This is a genomic window from Roseococcus sp. (assembly GCF_965227005.1).
Classification (GTDB): Bacteria; Pseudomonadota; Alphaproteobacteria; order Acetobacterales; family Acetobacteraceae; genus Roseococcus.
In genome coordinates, this window is sequence record NZ_CBDDFJ010000034.1 from 87,758 (window position 1) to 112,407 (window position 24,650).

The following is a 24,650-nucleotide window of genomic DNA, read 5'->3' on the forward strand; positions in this document are numbered from 1 at the left end:
GGAGCCGCTTTTGGTTGGTGCAGATGGTAACGATCGCCGCGACGGTTGCGGTCGAGCGCTGAACGTTGGGTTCAATAACTGCGTACTCCCGTGTCATTTAACTGCGCCCCTGGCTCCTCGTTCGCCGATCAGCTTGGGTAGGCCGTACCCTAAATATGGGGGCCGCCCACACGGCCGGATACTAGATTTGGACCTTAACATAAGGGCGATTCTGCAGCTAGTCCTACGTGTGCAGTTTTGGGGAATTGTGGATTCAATTGCTCCCGCACGTGCAGTGATCTGCACCGGATGGTCGCAGTTATTGAGGTAGCCCATGTTGAACGCGGCTGCACTTACAGGGGCGCGCAAGCAGGGCGATTCTCCGTACACGGCCTTGCCCAGCGGCCGAGCGTTGATGCGTGCGGCTAAGCCTCGATCGGGACGAACGCAACTTTGATTTCGACCACCATGGTGTCGCTATCGCCGGCGCCTGCGGCGGCTTTTTTCACTGTGCGCACATCAGGATCGCCCGTCCACAAGCCGATCACATCGTCGACAAGCCACCCGGCCAGGCTCCGCCCCAAACGCGCAACTCGGTCCGGATGCAGATGGCGGATTTTCTGCTCCGTACCCAACCGGTCGATCATGAGCTGGGCCGGTACGATTGGCATCACAACATCCTGGGCCGTCGGCCCCACGGCCAGAAGGTAGGATGATTTGGTTTGAATGGCGATGTCGCTCATCTGGCTCATATCGACGGCATAGTGCTCATCCACGTTTCGCTTCTTCCGTTTAAAGCGCTTAGCTTGGATGAAGGTCGCACGTTCACTGAACGGCTTATCCGCACCACGGCGCGCCCGTATGATCAGGGTCACGTCGGTTGAGAACTTGCGCTTCTTCCTAAGCCCGTCGGCTCCTTCCTCCGTCTTCCCGATGATGCGGTGGGACAGTGCGACGGTAAGCCTTTCGTGGCGATCTGTTTCGCGCGCCCAGATTGCGGCTTGTCGCGTGACAGCCACGCAGGCACCCCGGAGCCGCTCAAAAAGCTTGCCGACCAAGTTCTCTTCACCACTCGATGCAGTCGCGAGTACCTCATTCGCCATACTCATTGCGGCTTCGCCAAACGCATTGCGGAGCAGTGCTTCCAGCCTGGCATCGCCGAGCCAGGTCCTCGATGGAGCGAGGACAGGGTTGGAAGCGTGGTGTGCCGGCTCTTTGCCAAGGAGCACTTCGAGGTAGTCGGGTTCACCCCCAAATATCTCGAGGGCGGATCTGGCTCGCAGAGCTACCAGATGCGACGGATGGGCGGCGAATGGTTCGATCGCGCTCCGCGGGTCGGGCTCGCTCATCTCAAGTGCGGTAACCTGACACAGCAAGTCCTCGCGATGGTCGGCGAACCAGAGCAACACCTCGATGGCGGCATCGCGCAGCGCAGCATCCTCGGCGACCAGTCGCGTGAGTGTTCGGCGCCATGCGGCCCGGGACGGACCAGACATATCGCGCAACGCGAAGGAGTCGAGCGAGGGGCCGCATATGAGCGGCACCTGGCGTAGCAGATGGGCCAACTCTGCCACCTGTTGCGGCGGGTGATAGGTCTCGAGCCTACTCGACCAAATAGCAGCGAAAAGCTGTCCCCAACGCACCTCGCCTGCCCACTCATGAACGAGGCGTGAGATTGCTTCGTTGCGTAAGTGAGGCTGCTCTCCAAGTATGATCGCAAGCGCAGCGCGAGCATCTTCCGCCGTCCCTTTGAGCGAGGCTAGGACGTGAAGAACCGAAATTGGACGGTCCCGCTTTGCGTGCAATACATCGAGGCCAGCGCCTATCACCCGCTGCTCACCTCTCAATTCGGGCCAGTACGCCAGGAATCTTTCCTCTATGTGATTTGATTCAAAATAGTATGAGAAATTTCCTGACAATTCGGAGACGATCCGCTCCCGAACATGCTTCCAATTTTTTGATCTCCAGCTCGTTAGCGCCGAGATCCATTCATCTTGTCGCTCTGCAGGGATCTCGCGCGCGCGCCTCCAAAGTAATTCGTACTCAGATCGGTCAAAAGGATGCTTGAAGATGCCCGCTATGATGGCTGAGATTGCTTCGCTCCACACCTCGTCCGTAACGTCGTGGTCCTCTCCCGGCGCCTCGCCGCCCAGCGCGAAGCCAGTGAAACGAGCGATCCATCGTTTGCTGACAATCGCGATGGCCTCAGCAACAGGGAGCGATCGCCGAGTGGAAGGACGCGTCACGGTTTGACCTCTGTTATTTAATTTTCTCAATGTGATGAGCTTTGCCGCTGAGCTACGCAAGGGGCAATGATGGGCGGAGTGTGTCGGCGGTGCCGTGGTGGCTGTTCTCGCGCCACCAGCAGGGAGGAATGCCCGAATGGAACGGGATTTGGTGGGTCTTCCGCATGCGCTTTGGGATGCCTGCAGGAGCGGAAGAACGGTGGAGCGCTCGCACTTTCAGCTTCCTGAGACCAAGTTCGAAGCCTACGCCGTTCAACGGATGATCATAGAACTGAGCGGCTAGCGCCAATGCGGTTACAAGATCGAATCGACAAGCAAAGAGGCCCAGCGTCTTCTCGGAAACGATGAGCCGGGCGCAGGCGCCGTCATTGAATCGTTCCTGCTCACAAGCCGTGTGCTGCGCGGGGTGACCGCGGCGCACATGCCTGAACGGGTGAACGGGTGAACGGGTGACTTAGGGCGGACGTCATCCTTACCGACAATCTTGAGGGGAAGGGCTCGGCTTAGGCGAGACAGATAACCCAGCGTAACCATGGCCGCCGCTATCGCCGCCGAGGTCGAGTTCGAAATCTGCACCCGGTTTCAGAAAAGCTTTCTCACCGATGTTGCAGCTGAGGCGCCACATATGTGGGGTAACCTCAACCTCTTGCAGGCAGAAGTTTGACGTAGGATCGTCAAAAACACGCCGGCCGTCATGCGAATCATCTCGCCAAGAATCCGTTTGAGCAGTGATCCGCCCATGCGCTCATCAACGGGATGCGTCGATCGAAGAGGTCGCTCCGTCGATATGCGCCAGACACTTTATTAGCGATCTCGTGAGCCAAGGCGCGCTCCGCAGCCTCGCGTTCCTGAGGGCAGGTATCGTCTACCCACGTCGAGAACGTAGCTCGGAAGCCGTGGGGTACAGCCGGTCTACCGTCTGCATCGCGCCACGGGGCAGTCTGACCTTCTGGCCGATCCGCATTCATCCGCCGGACAACCATCGATACCGCCATATCAGACAAGGGAACGTCGCGCTTCTGGCTCGGGAAAATCAGCGCGCTCCCTAAGCCGTCCAGGAGACCAGGCAGTCCTTCGGCTGAAACGCGATAGCCGACCGCATGGCCGCAAGCCTTCGCCAGGACCTCTATGGTCGCTGCCGCTAGTGGAACTCGGTGAGGCAAGACCTCGGCCGACTTCTTACCTTTCATCTCCTCGCCGGGAACAGTGAGGGTCGGGGTGCCGTCGAAGGAGAGATACGACCAACGAAGCTTCCTCACCTCACCAGAGCGCAGCGCGGTGAGAATAATGGTTTGGAGAACAAGCGCTGATTGCCCCTCCACCATCTTGAGCTCCGCCATGAAGGCGGCAATTTTCATCCAAGGTAAAGATGGATGATTTTTGCCACCAGGCAGTGCGGGCAGCCCAGCGTATCGCAGCATTCGAGCGTCGGCAGGATTGTCATTCGCACGCCAACCATGGGCTGCAGCGTAGCGAAGCACGGCTGCTATTCGACGTAGCACCTTGCGACCGATAGACGGAGCCGAGCTCCAGACACCTTCAATTGCTTTCTTCACTAGCGCCCGATCGATCTGGCCGACTGGTAGATCACCGAGCACGGGATAAGCATGTCGTTCCAACGACGACTTCCATAGCAGCGCCGTTCTTACATTCTTCCAGCCCGGCGCCTCTGCTTCGATGCACGCCATCGCGACCGACCTAAATGTTCTCGCCCGAGCGGCCTCTGAAGCAGCCTGATCGTCGTCGCGTTGACGGCGGACCCGTACTCTTTCGTTTAGGGGGTCAATGCCGTCGCTGAGTAACGCTCGCGATGCTGCGGCTCGCTTGCGCGCTTCGGCCAACGAGGTTCCGTCAGGCGCGTCGCCAAGAGGGCCGAGACCCATTTCACGTGCCTTACCTCGCAGCGTGTATCTGAATAACCAGGACTTGGATCCTCCCTGAGCTATCTGAAGATAAAGACCGTCTCCATCGGGAAATCGCACCGGCCTGCTGCCCTTGGCCGGGTCATGTCTGAGCGACTTGACAGTCACAGCAGTTAGTCGGCCCACACGTGCCTCTCAATTTTCCTTACCCCCAACTCTACCCCCAATTCCGTCGGGGGTAAACGCAGATCATCCTAGATGCATTGAGACAAATCATCACCTAAGTCACTGTTAATGCGTGTGTTCATAGACGATGGTAGATGCAGGTAGACTACGATTTGGCGTCCGCCGGGGACACCAATTTTTCAATACGTTACGGTCGACTAGCCTACTCATTTTGCGGACTTGAAGTTCGTGGACTTGTGGCGGACCTCAAGGAATGACTGCCATGACACCCATCTCCACTCCTCTCAACCGCGCCGAAGCCGACCCGCGAGGCGGCCGGTGGGGCTATGTGCTGCGCAACCCGGAAGGCGAGGAGGTTTACCGGTCGGTGGATACCTTCGCCCATCCGCTGGACGCCGTGGCGGCCGGTGTCAGGAAATCCGCCACCCTGCCGCGCGGCATCAAGGGTCGGCTGAAGCGCTGAGATCAGCAGCCCTCACTCACGTCCAGGCCTGGCGCGCGATCGTCAGATCGTCGCGCCGCCGCAACCGGCAGAACCGCCCCCGCGTTTCATTTGCGCGCCACGCCGGCTGAATGCGACGCGCAGGAATCCCCGGGGGTGATGTATGTTGCAGCTCAATCCGCCGCTGCCCGTGACGACGCCTCACGGGCCCGGCCTCGCTCATTTCTGCATCGACTATGGGGTGGAGAGCCACCTCATGTGGGTCGTGTTCCTCGACGCCAATGGTGAGTGCTGGACAGTGCCTAACCCGGAGATCCGGATGGCCGCCAACTGGTCGCTGGGCCGCCGCCTGAAGAAAGCCCCCATGCCCCTCGCCGCCGTCGGCTAACGGCCGGCGATCGGGGCGGCTGCCCGCGCGCCGCGCAGCCAGCGGTTCCATTGCCTCCTGCCGCGGCAATCCGCGGCGTTCTCCGCCGCGTACGGAGGTCGCGGAGCTTGCTCCAGAGTTGAGCTTTGCTAGGCTGCGTGCATCCGGATCTTGGAGCGACACGCATGGATCGCCGCCTCTTTCTCAGCGCCACCACGACCGGGCTGCTGGCCGCTCCGGCCGTCCTGCACGCCCAGACGCTCCCCAAGGTCATCATCGGCATGTCGGGCTGGACGGGTTTCGCCCCGCTGACCCTGGCCGAGCAGGCCGGAATCTTCCGCGCCAATGGCGTCGAGGTCGAGACCAAGTTCATCCCGGTGCGCGAGCGCAACCTGGCCCTCGTCGGCGGGTCGCTGAACTGCGTGGTCACCACGGTCGACACCATGATCCTCTGGGCCAGCACGGCGCCGCTCGTGCAGGTCCTGGTGCTCGACCGCTCCAAGGGTGGCGATGGCCTCGCGGTGCGCCCCAACATCAATTCCTGGGCCGATTTCAAGGGCAAGACGATCGCCTGCGACGGCGCGGGCAGCTCGCCCTATTTCGTGCTGGCCTACATGTTGCGCGAGAACGGCATGTCGATCCGCGACGTCAGCCTCGCCACGCTGGCCGCGCAGCCCGCCGCCCAGGCCTTCGTCGCCGGCCAGTATGACGGCTGCTCGAGCTACGAACCCTACCTCTCCCAGGTGCGCGCCATGGGCGCGGACAAGGGCAAGGTCTTCGCCACGACGCTGGACCATCCCTGCATCGTCGACACCCTCGCCTTCCCGCCCGCCTTCATCCAGGCCAATCCCGAGGTCGTGCGCCGCGTGGTGAAGTCCTGGTTCGACGCCCTGGCGATGATCGCGAGCGAGCCCGATCGCTCGGTCGAGATCATGGGCCGCCGCGTCAACCAGAACCCGGAGCAGTTCAGGGCCAGCGCGCGGTTCATCGAATGGATGGACCAGCCGATGAACCGCGATTACGTCGCCAACGGCCTGCCGGAATTCACCCGCAAGGCGCATACCGTGCAGCGCGAGACCGGCACCGTGCGCCGCGACGTCGATCTGTCGGCCCTCTTCAACCCCGCCTTCATCGGGTGACATGAAGCCCCTCGTTCCAGTTTCGGCGCCGGCCCGGGTTGCCCTCGGCGCCGGCTTCTTCGCCATGTTCGTCGCGGCCTGGGCGGGCGTGACCTATTCCGGCTACGTGCCGCCGCTCTTCCTGGCCTCGCCGGGCCAGACGCTGATGTCGGGCTGGTCCCTGCTCACCGAATACGGCTTCCTCGGCGACATCCTGGTGACCATCGGGCGCGTCGTCGGCGGCTTCCTCATCGCTTCGGCGCTGGGCGTGCCGCTCGGGCTGATGATGGGCGCCTTCAAGCCGGTCGAGGCCTTCTTCGAGCCCTTCGTCTCCTTCGCGCGTTACCTGCCCGCCTCCGCCTTCATCCCGCTGCTGATCCTCTGGGTCGGCATCGGCGAGGCGCAGAAGCTCTCGCTCATCTTCATCGGCTCGTTCTTCCAGATCGTGATCATGGTGTCCGTCATCGCCGGCGGGACGCGGATGGACCTGGTCGAGGCGGCCTATACCCTCGGCGCGAAATCCCGCGGCATCGTGAAGCGTGTGATCCTGCCCTCCTCGGCGCCGCTGGTGATGGAGACCCTGCGCCTCGTGCTCGGCTGGGCCTGGACCTATGTGATCGTCGCCGAGCTGATCGGCGCCTCCTCGGGCATCGGTCATATGATCATGGACAGCCAGCGCCTGCTCGACACCGGGCAGATGATCTTCGGCATCGTGCTGATCGGCCTGATCGGCCTCGTCACCGACTTCCTCTTCAAGGCGGCGAACCGCTGGCTCTTCCCCTGGGCGTCGATCTGAGATGAGCAACAAGACCCTGCGGGTCGAGGGCGTCACGCGCTCCTTCCCCGCCCGTGGCAAGGCGGGTCCGACGCTCGCTTTGCAGCCCACCGACCTCACCGCCGCGCCCGGTGAGTTCGTCGCCATCCTCGGCCCCTCGGGCTGCGGCAAGTCCACGCTGCTGCGCATCGTCGCGGGCCTCGACACACCGACCGCCGGGCGCGTGACGCTGGACGGCGCGCCCGTCACCGGCCCCGGCGCGGATCGCGGGATGGTGTTCCAGTCCTACACGCTCTTCCCCTGGCTGACCGTGGGCCAGAACATCCGCTTCGGGCTGGAGGAGCGCGGCCTGCGGGCCGCGGAGCAGGACGCCACGGCCGAGCGCTTCATCGCGCGCACCGGCCTCAAGGGCTTCGAGAATCACTGGCCGCGCCAGCTTTCCGGCGGCATGCAGCAGCGCTGCGCCCTGGCCCGCGCTCTGGCCAACGACCCCGAGATCCTGCTGCTCGACGAGCCCTTCGGCGCGCTCGATCACCAGACGCGCGAGCTGATGCAGGAACTGCTGCTGGAGATCTGGGTGGCGGACCGCAAGACGGTGCTCTTCGTCACCCACGATATCGACGAGGCGATCTTCCTCGCAAACCGGGTGATCGTGATGTCGGCGCGGCCGGGCCGCATCAAGGCGGATGTGCGGGTGCCGATGGGCTATCCGCGCGACTGGACGATGAAGACCACGCCGGAATTCGCCGCCCTCAAGGCGCAGCTGATGGGCGAGATCCGCGACGAGGTCCGCAAGGCCGCGATGGGCTGAGGGATCGCCCCGGCCCATCGCCTTTCGTCACTCCGCGGCGGCCAGCTTCGTGTCCCGGATTTCGGGCGCGATGTGCTTCATGAACAGCTTCAGCGCGCGGGCCGAGAATTCTGCGGGCATCGGGCCCGTGCGGAAGCGGATGCTGACGCCGCCGATCCCGGTCTTGGCCAGATTCGTGAAGTCCTCCATCACCGTCTCCGGCGAGCCGCAGAGAACCGGCAGGGTCGGCTGCGCATTGGCCTTGGCGACCATCTCCTCGAAGGCGGAGCTCTGCGCCGCGCGATAGGTCTGCATCTGCCGGAAATACGGCAGGCCGACCTCCTCGGCCTCCTTGTCCGTCGGCGCGAGAATCACGGTGCGCGACACCCAGCTCTCGCTGATGGCCCAGTCGATGCGGTCGTCGCTGACGCCGGCCTCGCGCGCCGCGTTGCGATAGGCCTCGATGTTGCGCGCCGCGCCCTTGGCCGTCGCGGCCGCCATGATCACCGGGCGCCCCTGACGGGCCTGGCCCATGATCGAGCCCTCGGAGGCGACGGCGCGCAGGATCTGCGGATGCGGCTTCGTATATGGCCGGGGGCGCAGCATCATCGGCACGTCGAAGTTCCAGTACTTCCCCTCGTGCTTGAGGTGGTCGCTGGTCCAGCTCTGGATGAGGATCTTCTCGATCTCCTCGAACCGCTCCTGCGCGCTCTGGGGATCGATCTGGTAGCCGCTGTATTCGTGCTGGTTCACCATGCTGCCGCGGCCCAGGCCCACGATCATGCGGCCCTTGCTCAGATTGTCGAGCAGCGAGATCTGCTCGGCCACGCGCAGCGGGTGGTAGAGCGAGGTCTGCAGGACGGCGAAGCCGATCTTGATGCGCGTCGTCGCCATGGCGAGCGCGGCGGCGAAGGTCGGTGGGTCGACATAGACGCAATTGCCGTCGAAGTGGTGCTCGGCGAGGAAGACGGCGTCCATGCCCTCGGCCTCGGCCAGCTGGGCTTCGCGGACGGCTTCGTCGATGACCTGGGAATCGCCGGAAGGGTCGCGCGATTCGTGGAACAGAAAGACGCCGGTTCTCATACTCGAAACTTTCCTGGGGCCGAGCTCCGCTCGCTACAGCCGGGCCGGGGGAACTTCAATGCGGCGCGGATGAACTCAATTGCCTCCCGGGCGCAGCAATGCCTGCATCAGCGGCACCAGCGCCGCTTCCTCCAGCTCCCAGTACCGCGCGAATTCCTCCGGCCCTCGATAGGTGATGGGGATGGCGAGCTGCTCCATCTTCTCGCGATGCTCGGGCGACAGGATCGCCCGTTCGAGCGCGCCGGCCCAGGCGAGCTTCAGCCCCGCCGGCAGGCCGGCCGGCGCCACGAAGGCGCGCGTCGAGCCCGCGACGATGTCGAAGCCCTGCGCGGCCGCGGTCGGCACGCCGGGCAGATACGGGCTCTCCTGTGGGGACAGGACCGCGATGGCGCGCATCAGCCCCTGGCGCACGCTGGCATTCGCGGTTCCCACGGCGAAGATGCCCGCCTCCGTCTGGCTGCTGAGCAGCGCGACGATGGCGGGGCCGGCCCCCTGAAAATGAATCTGATTGAAGGCCAGGCCCGCCAGTTGCTGGAGCTGCACGGAGGCGAGGTGCTCGTGGCCGAACCGGCCGTTGTCCATCATCCGGAAATCGTCCGGGCGGGCCCGCGCGGCGGCGACCAGCTCGGCGAGGCTGCGCAGCGGACTGTCCGCCTTCACCACGATGGCGCCCGGATCGGTGACGTGGAGGCAGAGCGGCGTGAAGCTCGCGCGCGTGAAGGGCGTCTGCCGGCTGGGGTCGAGATAGAGCGTCGTCGTCTGCGGCCAGAGTCCGTAGCCGATGGTGAGGCCGTCCGGCGCCGCGCGGGCGAGCTGCGCCATCCCCAGCTGGCTGGCCGCGCCAGGCCGGTTCACGACGACGATGGAGGCGCCGAGCTCACGCTCCAGCAGCGGCGCGAGCGCGCGTGCGCCGATGTCGTTGCCGCCACCCGGTGGATAGGGAACGATCAGCTGCACCGTCCGCCCCGTCAGCGACTGAGCTGACGCCCGCGCGGCGAGAAGCAGCGCGGGGGCGGCCAAAAGAACACGACGAAGCATCGGTTAACCTCCCATGGAGGCCGCCCTCATTCTGCGCGATGTCACTGACGTCCCTTGCGGAGGATGGAACGGCGCCGCCACGCCAGCAAGGCTTTCGTCTTGCCCGTGGCGGCGGCTGAGGCTTATCCATGCTCGGGAAATCATCGCCTGGGGACTGCCCCGGCGTCAGCGAGGAACCACCCATGCGGATCTCCATCGGCCTGATTCTCTGCGCGGCCCTGGCGGCCTGCGTTGCGCCGCCGCCTTCGGGCATGGAGCCGGGCCTGCCTTTGGCCTGGAAGGACTTCACCGGCACCAGCCGTCCGCCGGAGCAGGCAGGCCTGGCGATCGGCGGCTGCATGACCGAGGGCGACCGCTGGGCCCAGGACCGCGCGGAGCGGACCATGACGCCGGCGGCGCGGATGTCGGGCTACGCGCCCTATATGATGGGGGCGATCGCCGAGGGCCGGCGCAACCATATCCTCGCCTGCATGCGGAGCGCGGGCTGGGAGCCGGCTGCCTGAGACGGAGCCGGGCCGGCCCTGAATCGCCTGAACTCGAACGGGGCCATCATGAAACCTCATGAATAAGACGGCGACTTGAAGTACTGAGGCCATCACCTATGCCCGCGATAGGCGAATTCGTATGGTGCGTGACACGTCTTCTGCGCAACATCCTCTCACCGGGTCCAATCATGGGGTCCGAAACAAGAAAGAGGAGAGAACTCAGATGACCCGCTTTATCCCGGTCCGCTTCAAGAAAGTTGCCGCTGCCGTCCTGACCGCCGCGACCCTCGGCGCCTTCGCCGGCCCCGCCTCCGCGCAGGCGCTTCCCAAGTTCTGCCCTGGCAATGTTCTCGTGACGAATTCCTTCTACGCCAACATCCTGTCGAACGGCGCGAACGCCCAGGTCGAATATCACGGCATGTTCCAGAACCAGGATCCGAACCGCCGCACCATCACGGCGACGATGTCCATCGTCGTCGCGCGCTTCGGCAACTGGGAGGTCACCCGCCCGCTCGCCCGCTTCGACCTCGCGCCGTACCAGCAGAACAACGTCGTGCTCATGACGCTGCGGCGGAGCAATCCGGGTGGGGCCGGCGCCCCCTCGGCGAACGAGGTCGGCGCGCAGATCCGCTTCACCTGCGCCTTCCGCTGAACCTGATAGAAGGCGCGTCCGGAAGGCGCGCCTTCTATTCGTCGAGGGTGAAGGCGTCCCGCGGCGAGGGCGTCCTGCGCGAATACTCGATGGCCGTATAGCCGCCGCCCTGGTAGCGCTCCGTCACCGGATCGGCGGTGATGTGCTCCACCTCCGCGCGGAAGGGCTCGGCGCTGTCCTGCGGCGCCCAGCCGATGCGCGCGCGATGATCCTCCCCCCAATAGGTCGCGGGATTGTTCGAGCAGGCCCAGATCACCGCATGGCCCGAGCGCTCCGCGACCACGCAGCGCTCGATGAGCCGCGTGAGATCGGCGTAGGAGAGCCAGGTGGAGAGCATCCGCCGGTCGATCGGTTTGGCGAAGCAGGAGCCGATGCGCAGGTTCACGTTCTCGACGCCGTGCTTGTCCCAGTACATGCGGCCCATCAGCTCGCCATAGGCCTTGGAGAGCCCGTAATAGCCGTCCGGCCGGAAGTCGCCGTCGAAGTCGAGCTTGGCCTGGTTGCCCTGCGGGCGCTCGTGGAAGCCGATGGAGTGGTTGGAGCTGGCGAAGACCACCCGCGCGCCCTCGTGCCGTGCCGCCTCGTAGACATGGTAGAGGCCGCGCAGATTGGGGCCCAGGACCTCCTCGAAGGGGCGTTCCACCGAGACGCCGCCGAAGTGCAGGATGGCGCCGCAGCCCTCGGCCTGGCGCAGCAAGGCAACGCCGTCATTGAGATCCGCCTTCACGAAGACCGCGCCCTCCGGCAGCGGATCGGGGAAGGGCGTGATGTCGGTGAGGCGCAGCTTCCAGCCGAGCGCGCCGAGGCTCTTCGCCAGATGGCGGCCGAGATTGCCGGACGCTCCCGTCAGCAGGACGGGCTTTGCAGGTGCGGTCATGTCAGTTCCGATCGTCGAGGCAAAAGCGCGGCAAGGTCAGCGACATCGCCGGCCCGAAGGTGAAGGAGGCAAGGCTAGCAGGATCGCGCCCCGGAGGGGCCAGGCGATGCGCCGGACATGCCTCGGGCAACAAGCCGCGATCCCGGAAGATGGCCGTCCCGCGATCCTTGCGTGGCAGAAATATTTAGAAAGTCTTATTAATCATTACTCGTGCCTGATCCGGTCGACCCGCCAGGAACAACATGACGCCCGATATAATGACAACGCATGAACTACCGAAGTTCCAGCAGCTCGATGCCTGGCGTGGTTGGTTCTCGTCGGTCTTCGAGGTGGAGCGGCCGGAGGATGCCAGCCAGGGCTTCCTCGCCGAGAGCCGCCATTGGGCGCTGGAGGGTTTCGGCGTCGGTCAGGTCTCGGCGCCCAAGCTGCGCGCCAATCGGACGCGCAACCTCGTTCGGCGCAACCCGATGGATCACTGGTGCCTCACCCTCGGGCAACATGACACCGAAATTTCCACGCCGCAGGATTCCGTGGCCATCCCGGCGCGGACGCCCTTCCTCGTCTCCCTTGGCGCGAATGTGACGAGCGAGCGCGCCGCCGACGAGCGGCTGCACATCTACATGCCGCGCGACAGCTTCGCCGACATCGCCACCCAGCTCGATGCCGCGCGCAACACCCCCCTGGAGGCGGGGCTCGGCCGGCTGCTCGGCGACTTCCTGCGCAACCTGGTGCGAAGCCTGCCGGAGATGACGCCGGCCGACGTCCCGCAGGTCAGCGCCGCGGTGCGGGGCATGATCGGCGCCTGCGTGGTGCCGACGGCGGACCGCATCGTGATGGCTTCCGGGCAGATCGACGCGACCCGGCTCGACAAGGTGCGACGGATCGTGCGGCGGAACCTCGAAGCGCCGGATCTGGATTCGGGCATGCTCTGCGCCGCGCTCGGCGTCTCGCGCTCGCAGCTCTACCGCCTGCTTCAGGGTGAGGGCGGCGTGGCGCACTACATCCGACGGCTGCGGTTGGAGGCCTGCCGTGAATGGCTGAGCGCCCCTTCCTGCACCGGCACGATCGCCGAGATCGCCGCGCGCGTCGGCTTCGACGATCCGTCGCAGTTCAGTCGGGCCTTCCGGCGCGAATTCGGCGCGACGCCGCGTCAGCTGCGCGTCGCGGCGATATCGGGCTCGCCGGCCGAGGCGCTGGCGCCGGAGGGAGGGCAAAGCGTGCGCCCGTTGCGCGCGTTCCTGGACGAGCTCGGGAGCGAGCGGCAGGCCCTCAATCCTTCCGGTGCTTCCCGTCCGCCGCCGCTCCGATGACGAAGCCCTCGGCCGCCAGGGCATCCAGCCGTGCCGGCAGGGAATCCCGGATCGCCGCGCGATAGCCCGCCACGCGCTTCCAGCTCTTCTTCTCGCGCAGGCTCATCCCGCAACCGAGGCACCAGCCGCTCTCGTCGTCGTAGCGGCAGACCTTGATGCAGGGGCGATCGTGTTTGGACATCGGAGCTAGGTGGGGAGACCACCCCGATTTGTCACGGCGAGGAGACGCGCCGCACGATCCAGCCGGAGAAGGTGCCCTTGTTGTCCAGATAGCCGACCGGTCCGCCGCCCAGTTCCGTGACGACGACCTCGCCATCGGCGGGATCGTTCACGCAGGCATAGGGGCTGCCGAAGGGGCTGTAGACGTCGTCGACGCAGACGAAATGCGCGCCGCCGGCCTTCCACTTCACATGCACGATGCAGGGCACGCCCGCCTTCGCCTGGGCCTTGATGGCGGCCGAGATGCCTTCGGTTCCGGCCCAGAAGCACTCCCAATTGCCCAGGCCGAGGCGCTTGAGCACCTCCGGGTGGCTCTGGCCGTTCGTGTAGGACGTGCCGTCGTAGACCGTGCCCACGACGTCGCTGTAGATCTTGTAGACGGTCGGCTCGGTCTTCACCGCCATGTCGACCGCGGCCTTGGACAGCGTGCCGCCGACGAAGCTGGCGCCGGGCACCGGCACGGCGGATACCGAGGCACCGGCGGAAAGCCCCGCGAACATCAGCCCCTTCTTGATCTTGAAGTTGACCATCAGGATGCAGGCGATGCCGCAGGAGTTCACGGCATCCTGCTTCTTCACGATATGGGCACTGGCAAAGCGCGTCAGGCTGATGTGCCAGGACATTCGTTGACTCCATCCCGGTTGGCCACGCGGGGCACCAAAGAAGCGCGAAGACGCCGTTTGGTCAATATTCCCGATCATGAAAAGGCATGGAACGTCGCGCAACACTGTCCAGGCGGCTCATTTCGCTATGAGCCCAGGCATGGTCCTGGAAACCGTTTGTATCAGGACATCATGCCCGGCCTCGCTTATGTGAAGCCGGGGATCGGGAGGATGGGGATGCTGGGATCGAAGATGAGGCGTGCGAATGGCGCGCCGGGCGCCCTTCTGGCGATCGCGATCCTGGCGCTTTCCGCCTGCGCGCCGAAGCCGCCGAGCGCGCTGGCCACGCCCGATCGCGTGGCCGGGGTGCTCAATCCACGGCTGGTGCCGGGATCCTGCCAGGTCCAGCAGGGACCGGACGGCTCGCGGCTGACCACCTGCCAGATGAACCTCGTTCCGGGACGGACGCAGCAGGTGCAGTCCTTCGCGGGCATGCTCGTCCTCGGCTACGACCGCGCGCAGCTCGACGATCCGGCCTTCGCCTCGGCGCTGGTGGAGATGCTCGCGGCACTCGCGGTCTCGCCGGCGGAAAGCGTGCTCGCCATCGCGCGCCGGTCCGATGACCCGCGCGAGCCGGATCCGCGCCTCAACGTTCTGGCCGCCGCCGAATGCGTCCACGACCGCAACCTGCCGGAAAATCGCGGCCAGACCGGACGGCAGCTGCGCCGGCCGGGCGGCGGGTTGTGCAAGCTGCGCCTGTCGCATGAGGGCGGCATGCGAGGCACGCTCACGCTCGGCAGTTAGGGCCGGGAGCGTAACCAAACGGGCCACGCGCGCTTAGGCCTGCGTGACCCTCTTCGAAACCCTCATCACCCAGCTTCTGGTCGCGGCGGTGCTGCTGCAGCTCGCGCGGCGCCTGCGCATGCCCTATCCGACGCTGCTGGCCCTGACCGGCGCCTGCGTGGCCTTCCTGCCCTGGTCGCCGGATCTGCGGCTGGATCCCCATCTCGCGCTGGTGCTTTTCGTCGCGCCGGCGATCCTGGATGCGGGCTACGACACCTCGCCGCATGAGCTGAAGCGCGACTGGTTTCCGCTGATCGCGCTGGCGCTCTTCGCCGTGCTGCTCACCACGGCCGCCGTGGCGCTCGCGGGATGGGCCTTCGCCGGCCTTCCCGTCGCGGCGGCGGTCGCGCTGGGCGCCATCGTCGCGCCGCCCGACGCGGCGGCGGCGCGGGCCACGCTCGCCGGGCGGGGCCTGCCGCGCCGCACGATGGCGCTGCTCCAGGGGGAGAGCCTGCTGAACGACGCGGTGGCGCTGCTGATCTTCTCCACCGCCGTCGCCATCGCCTCGGCGGAGACGCTGGATCCCCTGAGCTTCACGGCCATGCGGCTCGTCGCCGTGCCGGGCGGGCTGCTGCTGGGCCTGGTCGCGGGCCAGGCCTTCGTGCGGCTCTGGACGATCTGGGCGGGCACGCTGAGCTCCACCATCCTGGAATTCATCGCACCTTCGCGCTCTGGCTGCTGGCGGAGCGGCTGCACCTGTCGCTCGTCCTCGCCATCGTGGCCTATGCCATGGTGCTGGCCCGGCATGCACCGCTGCGGCAATCGGCGCGCGACCGCGTGCATTCCTTCTCCGTCTGGGCGGCGGCGGTGTTCATCCTCAACGTCTTCGCCTTCCTGCTGATGGGGCTGCAGGCGCGCCAGATCATCCAGACGCTGGCGCCGCGCGAGCTGTGGGACGCGATGATCTTCGCGGGTGCGGTCTTCGCCATCGTCGTGGCGGTGCGCATCGCCTGGGTGCTGAGCTACCGCCGGGTGCTCGCGCCCCTCGTTCGCCTCGCGGGTGAGGCCGAGACGGGCTCGCCTGCGCTGCGGATGCTGATCGCCTGGTGCGGCATGCGCGGCATTCTCACCTTGGCGACGGCCTTCGCGCTGCCTTACGACTTCCCCGGTCGCGACGTGATCGTGCTGAGCGCCTTCGCGGTGGTCCTCGGCACGCTGGTGATCCAGGGATCGACCGTCTCGCTGCTGCTGCGCTGGCTGGGGATCGGGCGTGACGGCACGATGGACGACGACATCCGCATCGGCCGCTCCGCTTTGGCGGAAGCCGGTCTGGAGACGATCGGCGATCGCACGGACGAGCCGGCGGTGGCCATGCGCGCGCGGCTGGAAGCGGTCATCGCGGCGGGCGGCCGGGCGGCCATCGAGCGCGAGGTGGACGACAGCCGCCTGCGGCTGGAGGTCATCGCGTCCGGACGGCGTGCGCTCGATGGCCTGCACAGCGGCGGCGGCATCGCGGAGGATGCCTTCCAGGCCTTGCAGGAAGAACTGGACTGGGCCGAGCTGGCGGCCGCGCCACGCGATGACCGGGAGATCGCGGAGACCTGACCCTAGAGGTTCTGCGGCTTGAACAAGGCCCGCCGCTTCACGGTCGATCCCGCCACCATGAATTCGCCGTCGCCGCGGTAATGCACCGTCTTCGGTGCCTTGGGCGACCGCGCGACATGGGCCTTCACCACCTCCCAGATGAAGACGCCCTCGCTGCGGATCAACTTGGAATCCGCCAGGCGGCACTCGAAATTCGCGTAGCACTCGCGGATCAGCGGCGCTTTCACCTTCTCGGCCGGATCGGCCCGCAGGCCGAAGCGCGCGAACTTGTCGCCGTCGCGGCCCGAGCAATTGCCGATGCCGATCACTGTCTCCAACAGCGCCACTTCCGGCACGTTGATCACGCATTCGCGCGAGCGTCGCAGCATCTCGAAGCTATGGTTCGCGTCCCAGATGTAGCAGGCGAAGCGCGCGGGCGTGAAACCCAGCATCATGTGCCAGCCCATGGTCATGATGTTCGTCTCGCTTTTCCAGGCGGAACTCACCAGGACGATGGGGCCGGGCTCCAGATGCCGGCGGACATTGTCGAGCGGGAAATCCTGCTTGCTGTAGCGGGCCATGACCGGGCAACGCCGCCTACCCTTGCGAGTTGCCCCTGCGATTAGCGTCGTCAGCCTTGCAGGGTTTTCAGCAGGGCATGGGCCGCCTCGGACAGACGCCCCTTGTTCACGCTCGCCACCGCATGGTCGAGCTCGTCGGGGCTGGAGGTGCCGACCAGCACCGTCGAGATTTCCGCCGGCCCGATGGCGTAGCGGAGCGCCAGCTCGACAAGATCGGCGGCGTGTCCCGCCTCGATCAGCGGCCTGAACGTCAGCGCCGTTTGCACATCGGCCGCATAGCTGTCGCCCGAGGCGATGGGTTCGACCTTCTGCGCGCCATAGGCGTGCCGCGCCGGCGTCCCGCTGAGCGCGCCGCCGGCGAGGATGCGGATGGCGATCACGCCCACGTCCTTCGCCGCCGCATGCGCGATGACGCCGTCGAGATCGGGCGTGGCGGAACCCGCGACCACGCCGCTCGGCTGGAGGAGATTGTAGGGCATCTGCGCGGTGGCGAAGCCGCCCTCGTCCAGCACCTGGCGCAGCGCGGGCGCGTCGCCGAGGCCCGTAAGGCCGTAGAAGCGGAATTTTCCTTCCTTCTGCAGTTTCCGCAGCATGGGGACGGCCTCGCCAAGGATCTGCTCGCTGGTCAGGGCCGGCTTCTCGCCCGCCGCCGTGATCGGATTGTGCAGCTGGAAGAGGTCCACGCAATCCAGGTCGAGCCGCGCCAGGCTGCCCTCCAGCGAGGCGGCGATGGCGCCGGCGATATCGCCGCGCTGCGGATCGTAGATGCGCACCTTGGTGCCCACCGTCGGCCTGGCGCCCAGCTTCTTCAGCGCGCGGCCGAGGTTTCGCTCGGAGACGCCCTCGCCATAGGCATAGGCCGTGTCGAAATAGGTGATGCCGTGATCCAGCGCGCGGCCGATGGCGCGGTCCTGCTCGGCCTCGCTGCCCTTGACCATCAGCCCGCCGATGGCGCCGCATCCATAGCCGAGCACCGAGACGGAAAGACCCGTCCGACCCAATCGCCGCTGTTCCATGCTTTCTCCCCGGGTTCGTTGCGCCGATGCTGCGGCAAGCCGCTTGTGCCGGCAAGGATCCGCGCGTCATCATGCCCTCCGCACCGGACGCAGAGGCCGGGCAGGGAGAACATCCGATGACCTCACGTCGATCGCTGCTGCGGGCGGCCCTTGCCGCGCCGATGCTCTCCGTGCTCCCGCATGCCGCGCAGGCCGCCTATCCGGACCGGCCGATCCGCGTGATCGTGCCCTTCGCGGCCGGCGGCAACACCGACATCCTAGGCCGCATCCTCTTGCAGCGAATGGCGGAGCGGATGGGCCAGGCCATGGTCATCGAGAACCGCGCCGGCGCCGGCGGCAGCGTGGGCGCGGAGATGGTCGCGCGCGCCACGCCCGATGGCTACACGCTGCTCTTCGGCGCGGGCGGGCCGCTGACGGCCAATCCCGTGCTGATGGCGCGCATTCCCTATGACGTCGAGCGCGACTTCCTGCCGGTCGGCATGGTCGGCATCCTGCCGATGGTCTGCCAGGTCAGCACCAAGGTGCCGGCGCGCAACATGACTGAGTTCGTGGCCCTGCTGCGCGCGCGGCCCGGCGAGATCACCATCGCCACGCCGGGGCAGGGCAGCGCGGGCCACCTCGCGCTGGAGCTGGTGCTCGCGGCGGCCCATCTCCGCGCGCAGCATGTGCCCTATCGCGGCGGCAGCGCCATGATCCCCGACCTCATCAGCGGCACGGTCGATGCGGCCTTCGTCGAGCTGCCTTCGGCCCTGCCGCTCCATCGCGACCGGCAGGCGCCCATCATCGGCATCGCGACGCCGCAGCCCTCCCCGCTGCTGCGCGGCGTGCAGACCTTCGGCGAAGCGGGCTTCCCCGGCTTCACGGCCGGCAGCAGCCCTCCCCGCTGCTGCGCGGCGTGCAGACCTTCGGCGAAGCGGGCTTCCCCGGCTTCACGGCCGGCAGCTATGGCGGATTGCTCGCGCCCGCGGGCCTGCCGGCCGACATTCTCGCGGCGCTCAGCCGCGCCCTCGCCGCGACCATGGCCGAGCCCGCCGTGATCTCGCGCGTGGCCGAGGTCGGCGCCATTCCCGGCAGCGCCGCGCAGCAGAGCCCCGCGGGCTTTGCGGCCTTCCTGCGCGAGGAGCTGGTGAAGGCCCGGCAAGCGGCGCAACTCGCCGGATTGCAGCCCTCCTGATGCGCCTCGCCATCATCAACGACTATCACGGCCTCGCGCGCGAAGCGGCGGACTGGTCGCGGTTGCCGGCGCATGTCCTGCTCAGCGTGCATGGCCGCGTGAGCGAGGCGGAGGCGCCCGCGCTGCTCGCCGATTGCGACATGGTCGTGACCTCGCGCGAGGAGACGCGCTTCGATGCGGCGCTTCTGGCGCAGCTTCCACGGCTGAAGCTCCTGGTCACGCATGGTTCCAGCAATGCCGCGCTCGACCTGCCGGCGCTCGCGGCGCGGGGCGTGACGGTGTGCGGCACGACGCTGGGCCTGGAGATGGCGACGGTGGAGCTGACCTGGGGTCTCATCCTGGGCCTGGTGAAGAACATCCCGGCCGAGGACCGCGCGATCCGCGCGGGCGGCTGGGGCGCGGGGCTGGGGCGCGGGCTCACGGGGCGGACGCTCGGCGTGCTGGGGTTGGGGCAGCTCGGCAGCGGCGTCGCACGGGTGGGGCTGGCGCTGGGCATGGAGGTGATCGCCTGGAGCGAGAACCTCACCGCCGGTCGCTGCGCGGAGGTCGGCGCAAGGCTGGTGACGAAGAGCCAGTTCTTCGCGCAATCCGACGTGGTCAGCATCCACACGCGCTTCAGCGCGCGCTCGCGCGGGCTGGTGGGGCGCGACGAGATCGGTGCGATGAAGCCGGATGCGATCCTCATCAACACCTCGCGCGGCCCGATCGTGGACGAGGAGGCGCTGATCCAGGCCTTGCGGCGCGGCGCGATCGCCGGCGCGGGCCTCGATGTCTTCGACCGCGAGCCGCTGCCGGCGGATCACGTCCTGCGAAAGCTGCCGAACACGCTGCTGACGGCCCATATCGGCGGACGCACGCGGGAGAATTTCGTGGCCCGCTACCGCGATGCGCTGGAGGACGTGCTGGCGTTCCTGGAGGGCAAGCCGGTGCGCGGCATGTGACGCGGCCGGTGCCGATTTATTCGGTGCTCCCGGTCTGGCGGCATCCCTGCTTCGGGCATTACCCTCCGGTAAGCAAATGCGAGGAAACGACCAGATGAGATCGAGGGGCGCGCCCTCGGCCGCGCGGCCGATCGCCGGCCCGCCTCGATCCGGCATCCTCCGCCTGCTTCGCACGCCCGACTACCGGCGGCTCTGGCTGCTCGGCGGCATTGCCAATGCCATGCGCTGGATGGAGATCCTGGCCGCCTCGCTCTGGACCTTCGAGGCCACGCAATCCGCGCTGGCCGTCGCCGCCGTGGCCATGATGCGCGCCTTGCCCATGCTGCTGCTGGGCGCGTTGGCTGGCGTGCTCGCCGAGCGTTTCGACCGGCGGCGACTGCTGGTCTTCCTGCAATCGAGCTCCGCCCTCGGCGCGGGCACCGTGGCGATTCTGGCCATGCTGGGCTGGCTCGCGCCCTGGCATCTGATGGTGCAGGGACTGGTCGCGGGCCTGGCCTGGGCCGGCGAGATGGCGACGCGCCGCCGCATGGTGGCCGATGCGGCGCCGCCGGAAGATCTCGTCCCCGCCATCGCGCTCGACACGGTGACCGGCAGCACCACCCGCGCCCTCGGCCCGCTGCTCGGCGGCGTGCTGTTCCAATGGGCCGGGCTGCCCGTCGCGGCCACCATCGCCTGCATCCTTCATCTCGTGGCGCTGGGGCTGGTCCTGCGCGTCACGCCGCCGCCCAGGCCGGCGCGCTCGGCCGGGGCCGGCGCCCTGGCCGGCATCGCCGAGGCCGCGCGGCTCGTCGCGACGACGCCGGCACTGCGCATGGTGATCGTGGTCACGCTGGTGATGAACGTCTTCGCCTTTGCCTATGGCGCCATCCTGCCGGCCTTCGGCGCGGTCGCCTTTTCGGCCTCGGGCGCGGCCATTGGGCTGCTCGCCGCCGCCGAGCCCTTCGGCGGACTGATCGGGGGGCTGTGGTTGGCGCTGAGGCGCCGCTCGGCGCCGGGCACGACGCCGCTGGTGGTGGGAACGCTCGTCTTCCTCGTGCTCGTGATGGGGGCGGCCTTCAGCCACGCCTATCTCCTGGCCTGGGCGCTGCTGGCCTTGGGCGGTCTCGGCACGGCGCAATTCTCCGCCATGCAGACCTCGGTCGTGATGACGGCGGCGCCCGTGGAAATCCGCTCGCGCGTGCTGGGCCTCGTCACCACCTGCATCGGCGCGAGCCCGGCCGGCGTGCTCACCATCGGCGCGCTGTCCGACGACCTGGGGCCGCGCGCGGCGATCCTCCTCATGGCGGGGACGGGCCTCGCCCTGCTGTTGCTGGCCCTGCTGGTCGAGAGGCGGGCCGCAATCCGGGCTTGACATCGCAGCGCAGCAAACGGGACGATTTCGGAAATTCTCCCTGGGAGGAGAACCGATGAAGCGTTTCGTGCCGTCGCTGCTGGCGGTGGTCCTTTCGGCCGCGCCCGCGCTCGCGCAGTTTCCCGACCGGCCGCCGCGCATCGTCGTCGGCCAGGCGGCGGGCGGCTCGTCGGACGTGATCGCGCGGATGGTCGCCGATGCCATCTCGGCCGGCATGGGCCAGCGCGTCCTGGTGGAGAACCGGCCCGGCGTGAATGGCGCGATCGGGGCCGAATTCGTCGCCCGCGGCGCGGCCGATGGCTATACGGCCTTTCAATGCCCGATGAGCACCCTGTCGATCACGGCGCAGCTGCCCGGATCGGGGATCATGGACGTGGGGGCCGAGCTCGTTCCCGTCTCCAACGTCGCGCTGTCCTCCTACGGGCTGGCGGTGGCGGCGAGCGGACCTTATCGCAGCGTGGCCGACATTCTCGCGGGCGCGCGGGCCCGTCCCGGCGCGGTCACCTTCGGCAGTCCCGGCCCGGGCTCGGCGCAGCATCTGTCGGGCGAGTTGATGAACCGGCTGGGTGAGGTGAACATGCAGCACGTGCCCTATCGGGGCGCGGCGCCGGCGGTGGTCGACCTGATCGCGGGGCGCATCGACTTCATGATGACCAATCTCGGCGACACCGCGGGTCAGGTGCGCGACGGCAGCCTGCGCCTGCTGGCCCAGGGCGATCCCTCGCGCTTCCCCCTCTTCCCCGACCTGCCGCGCATCGCCGAGACGCTGCCCGGCTTCGACGTGACCGGCTGGTTCGGCTTCTGCCTGCCGCGCGCCACGCCCGTCGCCGTCATCACGCGCTGGGACGAGGCGATCCGTGCGGCCATGCACAGCGAGCCCTTCCAGCAGCGCCTGGCCGCAGCCGGATTCTCGCCTTTCTATGAGGGGCCCGAGGCCTTCGCGACGCGACTGGCCGCCGACCGCGCCAAATGGCTCGACGTGATCCGCGCCGCGAACCTGCGCGCGCAATAGACATTCGAGAGGAGGATCAGAGATGTTCACCTATACGCCGCTCAACCCCGTCCTGGGCGCCCGCGTCGAGGGCGCCGACCTGCGCCGCCCGCTGACCCGGGAGCAGGCGCGGGAGATCGAGGATGCGATGGACAAGCACGCCGTGCTGCTCTTCCCGGCGCAGGACATCGACGACGAGCAGCAGGCCGCCTTCGGCGGGAATTTCGGCCCCCTCGAGGGCACGCGCGCCACGGTGGACGTGCACAAGCAGCGCCTCGCCAATACGGCGATCAACGACATCTCCAACCTGGACGAGAAGGGCGAGATCCTCGCCGCCGACGATCGGCGCCGCTTCTTCTCGCTCGGCAACCGGCTGTGGCACTCGGATTCCAGCTTCAAAGCGACGCCGGCCAAGTACTCGATGCTGCATGCCCGCAGCATCCCGCCCGAGGGCGGTGAGACCGAGTTCGCCGATATGCGCGCCGCCTGGGACGCGCTGCCGGAGAAGATCCGGGCCGAGATCCGCAACTATGTCTGCGACCATTCCCTGCTCTATTCCCGCGAACAGCTCGGCTTCGACAACTACACGGGCGAGGAGCGGAAGATGTGGGCGCCGGTGCCGCAGCGGCTCGTGCGCCGCCACGCGGGTTCGGGGCGAATCTCGGTCTTCCTTTCGGCGCATATCGGCCGCATCCACGGGCTGCCGCGGCCCGAGGCGCTGATGCTCATCCGTGACCTCACGGAATTCGCGACACAGCCGCGCTTCGTCTACTCGCACAAATGGGCGGTGGGCGACCTCGTGGTCTGGGACAACCGCAGCACCATGCATCGCGGCCGCGCCTATGACGACAAGACCTATAAGCGCGACATGCGCCGCGTGACGCTCTCCGACGTGGCGCCGACGCTGGAGCAGGCGGCGGCCTAGCGGGGATCAGGCCAGCCGGTTGAGGCGCCGCATCAGGAAGAGGCCGATCAGTGTGACGATGGCGATATGCCCGAAGGCCGGCCCCCAGGCATCGTGCCCGGCGATGTCGAGCATGAGCCCTACTCCCACCGGTCCCAGGAAGCCTCCAGCATAGCCGCACATGCTGTGCAATCCCATTGTGGCGCCCCGCATACCGGGTGCCGCCGCCTTTACCGTCCCCGCGGTCAGGGCTGAGCTGTCGAGATAGATCGCGGCATTCCACAGCAGGACGCATACCACCGCGAGGGGTGCCGAGATCGCGGCGGACCAGCCGGTGACAAATGCCAGCACCGCTCCCGCGCCCATCGCGGCAGCCACGACCCGCGCTCGGCCGAAGCGCTGCGCCGTCTCGTTGCCCGTCACCGAGACGGCGATGCCGACCAGGCCGACCAGTGTGAAGATCACGGCCGGGCCGGGCAGCCACGCCGGCGCGCCATGGCTCGCGATGGTCACGGTGAGGAAGGTGACGGCCCAGGCCCGCAGGGCCGCCAGTTCCCAGGTGTGAACCGTGTAGCCGACGATCCAGGCCATGGCGGCGCGGTTACGCAGCACGGGACGGAAATCCAGCAATGCCGCGGGAGCGACCGCCCCCGCAACGCGGCGGGGCGCCTCGGCGGGCATGACGGCGGCACCGATCGCAAAGGCCATGGCCGCGGCGGCGGCGCCAAAGAGAAAGGCAGCGGCCGGCCCGGCCAGGGAATCGAGCGATCCCGCCACGGCGAAGGAGGCGGCGCCGGCGATGCCGACGCCAGCCGCATGCCAGGTGACGGCGCGTGACTGTGCCGTTCCCTCCTGCCGGTCCGCGATGACCTTCAGCCCGGGCATATAGCAGCCGGCCCAGCCGACACCGGCCATCGCCCGCAGGGCAAGGGCGCTCCAGAACCCGTCCGCCAGCAGCGCGAAGCCGAGATGGGACAGCGCCGTCAGCGCCGTGCCGAGGAGGTAGACCCGGCGGGCGGGCACCCTGTCCGTGAGTGCCACCAGCAAGGGAACCGCGAAGACATAGGCGGCGAAGAAGGCGCCGATCAGCCAGCCCGCCTCCGTGGCCGAGAGTGACCATCGGGCGATGTAGATCGGTAGCAGGGCGGGAAGCGTATAGGCTCCGATCTGCGCCAGGATCTGAGCCAACACGACGGCAGCCGTGAAGCGCGTGGCCGTCACCGTTCAGGCAAGCCTGATGCCGGACCCGATCCGCATCCGCCGGAGCGGCTCGTGAGGATCGGAGGCATCGGGA

At 67.3% G+C, this 24,650-nt stretch carries 27 protein-coding genes and 1 pseudogene; 18 read left to right on the forward strand and 10 right to left on the reverse strand.

What is annotated here, in order from left to right; translation table 11 throughout:
• Nucleotides 1-404: 404 nt before the first annotated feature.
• Nucleotides 405-2,225, reverse strand: coding sequence for a hypothetical protein (locus ACO057_RS16300; protein WP_421993635.1), 1,821 nt, complete (start codon nucleotides 2,223-2,225; stop codon nucleotides 405-407).
• A gap of 532 nt (nucleotides 2,226-2,757) precedes the next feature.
• On the opposite strand from ACO057_RS16300, the gene ACO057_RS16305 reads away from it, so the two are divergent.
• Entirely contained in the window at nucleotides 2,758-2,889 is a 132-nt protein-coding gene (locus ACO057_RS16305; RefSeq protein ID WP_421993637.1) for a hypothetical protein, read from the forward strand.
• A gap of 37 nt (nucleotides 2,890-2,926) precedes the next feature.
• Here ACO057_RS16305 and ACO057_RS16310 read toward each other — a convergent pair whose 3' ends face one another.
• Nucleotides 2,927-4,273: a tyrosine-type recombinase/integrase gene (locus tag ACO057_RS16310; RefSeq protein WP_421993639.1), complete on the reverse strand. Its 1,347-nt coding sequence runs from the start codon at nucleotides 4,271-4,273 to the stop codon at nucleotides 2,927-2,929.
• 262 nt (nucleotides 4,274-4,535) lie between these two features.
• On the opposite strand from ACO057_RS16310, the gene ACO057_RS16315 reads away from it, so the two are divergent.
• From ACO057_RS16315 to ACO057_RS16335, 5 genes are all read left to right on the forward strand, one after another.
• Nucleotides 4,536-4,736 carry a hypothetical protein gene (locus ACO057_RS16315; protein ID WP_421993641.1) on the forward strand — a complete coding sequence of 67 codons (201 nt, stop codon included), beginning with the start codon at nucleotides 4,536-4,538 and terminating at the stop codon, nucleotides 4,734-4,736.
• A 142-nt stretch (nucleotides 4,737-4,878) separates the two neighbouring features.
• On the forward strand, nucleotides 4,879-5,103 hold the full coding sequence (locus ACO057_RS16320; protein ID WP_421993643.1) for a hypothetical protein: 225 nt from the start codon (nucleotides 4,879-4,881) through the stop codon (nucleotides 5,101-5,103).
• Between the two features lie 164 nt (nucleotides 5,104-5,267).
• Nucleotides 5,268-6,221: an ABC transporter substrate-binding protein gene (locus tag ACO057_RS16325; RefSeq protein WP_421993645.1), complete on the forward strand. Its 954-nt coding sequence runs from the start codon at nucleotides 5,268-5,270 to the stop codon at nucleotides 6,219-6,221.
• A 1-nt stretch (nucleotide 6,222) separates the two neighbouring features.
• Nucleotides 6,223-6,996 carry an ABC transporter permease gene (locus ACO057_RS16330; protein WP_421993647.1) on the forward strand — a complete coding sequence of 258 codons (774 nt, stop codon included), beginning with the start codon at nucleotides 6,223-6,225 and terminating at the stop codon, nucleotides 6,994-6,996.
• A gap of 1 nt (nucleotide 6,997) precedes the next feature.
• A complete protein-coding gene (locus ACO057_RS16335; protein ID WP_421993649.1) occupies nucleotides 6,998-7,786 on the forward strand; it encodes an ABC transporter ATP-binding protein in 789 nt (262 codons plus the stop codon).
• Between the two features lie 27 nt (nucleotides 7,787-7,813).
• Here the strand turns inward: ACO057_RS16335 and ACO057_RS16340 are convergent, their stop codons facing one another.
• Together ACO057_RS16340 and ACO057_RS16345 are read right to left on the reverse strand one after the other, a co-directional pair.
• Nucleotides 7,814-8,848 carry an LLM class flavin-dependent oxidoreductase gene (locus tag ACO057_RS16340; RefSeq protein ID WP_421993651.1) on the reverse strand — a complete coding sequence of 345 codons (1,035 nt, stop codon included), beginning with the start codon at nucleotides 8,846-8,848 and terminating at the stop codon, nucleotides 7,814-7,816.
• Nucleotides 8,849-8,923: 75 nt separating this feature from the next.
• The gene (locus ACO057_RS16345) at nucleotides 8,924-9,886 is read right to left on the reverse strand and encodes a tripartite tricarboxylate transporter substrate binding protein (protein ID WP_421993653.1); all 963 of its coding nucleotides are present in this window, start codon (nucleotides 9,884-9,886) and stop codon (nucleotides 8,924-8,926) included.
• Between the two features lie 182 nt (nucleotides 9,887-10,068).
• Between ACO057_RS16345 and ACO057_RS16350 the strand changes: the two genes are divergently transcribed.
• Nucleotides 10,069-10,389, forward strand: coding sequence for a hypothetical protein (locus ACO057_RS16350; RefSeq protein WP_421993655.1), 321 nt, complete (start codon nucleotides 10,069-10,071; stop codon nucleotides 10,387-10,389).
• Between the two features lie 205 nt (nucleotides 10,390-10,594).
• Nucleotides 10,595-11,023, forward strand: a complete 429-nt coding sequence (locus ACO057_RS16355; protein WP_421993657.1) for a hypothetical protein — start codon at nucleotides 10,595-10,597, stop codon at nucleotides 11,021-11,023.
• A 34-nt stretch (nucleotides 11,024-11,057) separates the two neighbouring features.
• Here the strand turns inward: ACO057_RS16355 and ACO057_RS16360 are convergent, their stop codons facing one another.
• Entirely contained in the window at nucleotides 11,058-11,900 is an 843-nt protein-coding gene (locus ACO057_RS16360; protein ID WP_421993659.1) for an NAD-dependent epimerase/dehydratase family protein, read from the reverse strand.
• Nucleotides 11,901-12,157: 257 nt separating this feature from the next.
• Between ACO057_RS16360 and ACO057_RS16365 the strand changes: the two genes are divergently transcribed.
• On the forward strand, nucleotides 12,158-13,210 hold the full coding sequence (locus tag ACO057_RS16365; RefSeq protein ID WP_421993661.1) for a helix-turn-helix transcriptional regulator: 1,053 nt from the start codon (nucleotides 12,158-12,160) through the stop codon (nucleotides 13,208-13,210).
• Here ACO057_RS16365 and ACO057_RS16370 read toward each other — a convergent pair.
• Both ACO057_RS16370 and ACO057_RS16375 read right to left on the reverse strand, forming a co-directional pair.
• Nucleotides 13,170-13,391 carry a DUF1289 domain-containing protein gene (locus ACO057_RS16370; protein WP_421993663.1) on the reverse strand — a complete coding sequence of 74 codons (222 nt, stop codon included), beginning with the start codon at nucleotides 13,389-13,391 and terminating at the stop codon, nucleotides 13,170-13,172. The genes ACO057_RS16365 and ACO057_RS16370 overlap by 41 nt on opposite strands.
• Nucleotides 13,392-13,422: 31 nt before the next feature.
• Nucleotides 13,423-14,052: a hypothetical protein gene (locus tag ACO057_RS16375; protein ID WP_421993665.1), complete on the reverse strand. Its 630-nt coding sequence runs from the start codon at nucleotides 14,050-14,052 to the stop codon at nucleotides 13,423-13,425.
• Between the two features lie 231 nt (nucleotides 14,053-14,283).
• Between ACO057_RS16375 and ACO057_RS16380 the strand changes: the two genes are divergently transcribed.
• The 3 genes and pseudogenes from ACO057_RS16380 to ACO057_RS16390 all read left to right on the forward strand — a co-directional run bounded on the left by ACO057_RS16380 (nucleotide 14,284) and on the right by ACO057_RS16390 (nucleotide 16,419).
• Nucleotides 14,284-14,835 carry a hypothetical protein gene (locus ACO057_RS16380; protein ID WP_421993667.1) on the forward strand — a complete coding sequence of 184 codons (552 nt, stop codon included), beginning with the start codon at nucleotides 14,284-14,286 and terminating at the stop codon, nucleotides 14,833-14,835.
• A gap of 88 nt (nucleotides 14,836-14,923) precedes the next feature.
• Nucleotides 14,924-15,487: pseudogene (locus ACO057_RS16385) on the forward strand (cation:proton antiporter); the annotation flags it as partial.
• 104 nt (nucleotides 15,488-15,591) lie between these two features.
• Nucleotides 15,592-16,419, forward strand: coding sequence for a cation:proton antiporter (locus tag ACO057_RS16390; protein WP_421993669.1), 828 nt, complete (start codon nucleotides 15,592-15,594; stop codon nucleotides 16,417-16,419).
• Between the two features lie 2 nt (nucleotides 16,420-16,421).
• Here ACO057_RS16390 and ACO057_RS16395 read toward each other — a convergent pair whose 3' ends face one another.
• Together ACO057_RS16395 and ACO057_RS16400 are read right to left on the reverse strand one after the other, a co-directional pair.
• On the reverse strand, nucleotides 16,422-16,979 hold the full coding sequence (locus tag ACO057_RS16395; protein ID WP_421993671.1) for a flavin reductase family protein: 558 nt from the start codon (nucleotides 16,977-16,979) through the stop codon (nucleotides 16,422-16,424).
• Nucleotides 16,980-17,029: 50 nt separating this feature from the next.
• Complete coding sequence (locus ACO057_RS16400; RefSeq protein WP_421993673.1) at nucleotides 17,030-17,995, reverse strand: aldo/keto reductase; 966 nt, start codon at nucleotides 17,993-17,995, stop codon at nucleotides 17,030-17,032.
• A 116-nt stretch (nucleotides 17,996-18,111) separates the two neighbouring features.
• On the opposite strand from ACO057_RS16400, the gene ACO057_RS16405 reads away from it, so the two are divergent.
• The 6 genes from ACO057_RS16405 to ACO057_RS16430 all read left to right on the forward strand — a co-directional run bounded on the left by ACO057_RS16405 (nucleotide 18,112) and on the right by ACO057_RS16430 (nucleotide 23,377).
• A complete protein-coding gene (locus tag ACO057_RS16405; protein WP_421993675.1) occupies nucleotides 18,112-19,032 on the forward strand; it encodes a Bug family tripartite tricarboxylate transporter substrate binding protein in 921 nt (306 codons plus the stop codon).
• Nucleotides 19,014-19,169, forward strand: coding sequence for a hypothetical protein (locus tag ACO057_RS16410; protein ID WP_421993677.1), 156 nt, complete (start codon nucleotides 19,014-19,016; stop codon nucleotides 19,167-19,169). Before ACO057_RS16405 ends, ACO057_RS16410 begins: the two co-directional genes overlap by 19 nt.
• Nucleotides 19,169-20,110, forward strand: coding sequence for a D-2-hydroxyacid dehydrogenase family protein (locus ACO057_RS16415; protein WP_421993679.1), 942 nt, complete (start codon nucleotides 19,169-19,171; stop codon nucleotides 20,108-20,110). Before ACO057_RS16410 ends, ACO057_RS16415 begins: the two co-directional genes overlap by 1 nt.
• Before the next feature lie 94 nt (nucleotides 20,111-20,204).
• The gene (locus ACO057_RS16420; RefSeq protein WP_421993681.1) at nucleotides 20,205-21,461 is read left to right on the forward strand and encodes an MFS transporter; all 1,257 of its coding nucleotides are present in this window, start codon (nucleotides 20,205-20,207) and stop codon (nucleotides 21,459-21,461) included.
• 55 nt (nucleotides 21,462-21,516) lie between these two features.
• Nucleotides 21,517-22,473, forward strand: coding sequence for a Bug family tripartite tricarboxylate transporter substrate binding protein (locus ACO057_RS16425; protein ID WP_421993682.1), 957 nt, complete (start codon nucleotides 21,517-21,519; stop codon nucleotides 22,471-22,473).
• 22 nt (nucleotides 22,474-22,495) lie between these two features.
• Nucleotides 22,496-23,377 carry a TauD/TfdA dioxygenase family protein gene (locus ACO057_RS16430; RefSeq protein ID WP_421993683.1) on the forward strand — a complete coding sequence of 294 codons (882 nt, stop codon included), beginning with the start codon at nucleotides 22,496-22,498 and terminating at the stop codon, nucleotides 23,375-23,377.
• 6 nt (nucleotides 23,378-23,383) lie between these two features.
• On the opposite strand, the gene ACO057_RS16435 is transcribed toward ACO057_RS16430, so the two are convergent.
• The gene (locus ACO057_RS16435; protein WP_421993684.1) at nucleotides 23,384-24,577 is read right to left on the reverse strand and encodes an MFS transporter; all 1,194 of its coding nucleotides are present in this window, start codon (nucleotides 24,575-24,577) and stop codon (nucleotides 23,384-23,386) included.
• Nucleotides 24,578-24,650 lie beyond the last annotated feature (73 nt).

Excerpts from the sequence above, each read along its gene's own strand:
- ACO057_RS16330 (WP_421993647.1), top strand. The coding sequence starts at position 6,223 with ATGAAGCCCCTCGTTCCAGTTTCGGCGCCGGCCCGGGTTGCCCTCGGC.
- ACO057_RS16405 (WP_421993675.1), top strand. The coding sequence starts at position 18,112 with ATGACCTCACGTCGATCGCTGCTGCGGGCGGCCCTTGCCGCGCCGATG.
- ACO057_RS16365 (WP_421993661.1), top strand. The coding sequence starts at position 12,158 with ATGACAACGCATGAACTACCGAAGTTCCAGCAGCTCGATGCCTGGCGT.
- ACO057_RS16380 (WP_421993667.1), top strand. The coding sequence starts at position 14,284 with ATGAGGCGTGCGAATGGCGCGCCGGGCGCCCTTCTGGCGATCGCGATC.
- ACO057_RS16375 (WP_421993665.1), bottom strand. The coding sequence starts at position 14,052 with ATGTCCTGGCACATCAGCCTGACGCGCTTTGCCAGTGCCCATATCGTG.
- ACO057_RS16400 (WP_421993673.1), bottom strand. The coding sequence starts at position 17,995 with ATGGAACAGCGGCGATTGGGTCGGACGGGTCTTTCCGTCTCGGTGCTC.
- ACO057_RS16320 (WP_421993643.1), top strand. The coding sequence starts at position 4,879 with ATGTTGCAGCTCAATCCGCCGCTGCCCGTGACGACGCCTCACGGGCCC.
- ACO057_RS16425 (WP_421993682.1), top strand. The coding sequence starts at position 21,517 with ATGAAGCGTTTCGTGCCGTCGCTGCTGGCGGTGGTCCTTTCGGCCGCG.
- ACO057_RS16410 (WP_421993677.1), top strand. The coding sequence starts at position 19,014 with ATGGCCGAGCCCGCCGTGATCTCGCGCGTGGCCGAGGTCGGCGCCATT.
- ACO057_RS16345 (WP_421993653.1), bottom strand. The coding sequence starts at position 9,886 with ATGCTTCGTCGTGTTCTTTTGGCCGCCCCCGCGCTGCTTCTCGCCGCG.
- ACO057_RS16355 (WP_421993657.1), top strand. The coding sequence starts at position 10,595 with ATGACCCGCTTTATCCCGGTCCGCTTCAAGAAAGTTGCCGCTGCCGTC.
- ACO057_RS16325 (WP_421993645.1), top strand. The coding sequence starts at position 5,268 with ATGGATCGCCGCCTCTTTCTCAGCGCCACCACGACCGGGCTGCTGGCC.
- ACO057_RS16415 (WP_421993679.1), top strand. The coding sequence starts at position 19,169 with ATGCGCCTCGCCATCATCAACGACTATCACGGCCTCGCGCGCGAAGCG.
- ACO057_RS16305 (WP_421993637.1), top strand. The coding sequence starts at position 2,758 with ATGGCCGCCGCTATCGCCGCCGAGGTCGAGTTCGAAATCTGCACCCGG.
- ACO057_RS16315 (WP_421993641.1), top strand. The coding sequence starts at position 4,536 with ATGACACCCATCTCCACTCCTCTCAACCGCGCCGAAGCCGACCCGCGA.
- ACO057_RS16360 (WP_421993659.1), bottom strand. The coding sequence starts at position 11,900 with ATGACCGCACCTGCAAAGCCCGTCCTGCTGACGGGAGCGTCCGGCAAT.
- ACO057_RS16420 (WP_421993681.1), top strand. The coding sequence starts at position 20,205 with ATGAGATCGAGGGGCGCGCCCTCGGCCGCGCGGCCGATCGCCGGCCCG.
- ACO057_RS16340 (WP_421993651.1), bottom strand. The coding sequence starts at position 8,848 with ATGAGAACCGGCGTCTTTCTGTTCCACGAATCGCGCGACCCTTCCGGC.
- ACO057_RS16350 (WP_421993655.1), top strand. The coding sequence starts at position 10,069 with ATGCGGATCTCCATCGGCCTGATTCTCTGCGCGGCCCTGGCGGCCTGC.
- ACO057_RS16335 (WP_421993649.1), top strand. The coding sequence starts at position 6,998 with ATGAGCAACAAGACCCTGCGGGTCGAGGGCGTCACGCGCTCCTTCCCC.
- ACO057_RS16395 (WP_421993671.1), bottom strand. The coding sequence starts at position 16,979 with ATGGCCCGCTACAGCAAGCAGGATTTCCCGCTCGACAATGTCCGCCGG.
- ACO057_RS16370 (WP_421993663.1), bottom strand. The coding sequence starts at position 13,391 with ATGTCCAAACACGATCGCCCCTGCATCAAGGTCTGCCGCTACGACGAC.
- ACO057_RS16430 (WP_421993683.1), top strand. The coding sequence starts at position 22,496 with ATGTTCACCTATACGCCGCTCAACCCCGTCCTGGGCGCCCGCGTCGAG.